The following is a 311-nucleotide window of genomic DNA, read 5'->3' as shown; positions in this document are numbered from 1 at the left end:
GTTCGAGTCCAACCAGCCCTACCAGTATGTCTTTAGATATACCTTGGGGGATTAGCTCAGCTGGGAGAGCACCTGCTTTGCAAGCAGGGGGTCGTCGGTTCGATCCCGTCATCCTCCACCACTCTACACATCTTGAAAGTACAAACGTAAGCCACTGGGTTTAGGTTTGATCTTTCAGAGATTAAAAGCTGTTTCGTTCTTTAACAATCTGGAAGAAGTAAAGTTTTAATCGTTTGGCCGACAGGTCAGACGATGGGTAGTGATTGTATGTATCAAAACAAAGCAACAACGCTGTACTTTCTTATCTCTGT

The 311-nt window shown here is 44.7% G+C and carries 1 tRNA gene; it reads left to right on the top strand.

What is annotated here, in order from left to right:
- Positions 1-45: 45 nt before the first annotated feature.
- A tRNA-Ala gene (locus F0185_RS34220) sits at positions 46-121 on the top strand.
- Positions 122-311: the final 190 nt, after the last annotated feature.

Origin of the sequence: Massilia rubra (genome assembly GCF_011682065.1) — a bacterium.
Taxonomy (GTDB): domain Bacteria; phylum Pseudomonadota; class Gammaproteobacteria; order Burkholderiales; family Burkholderiaceae_D; genus Telluria_A; species Telluria_A rubra.
The sequence above is the reverse complement of the archived record's forward strand: the minus strand, read 5'-3'. Positions and strand labels throughout refer to the sequence as shown.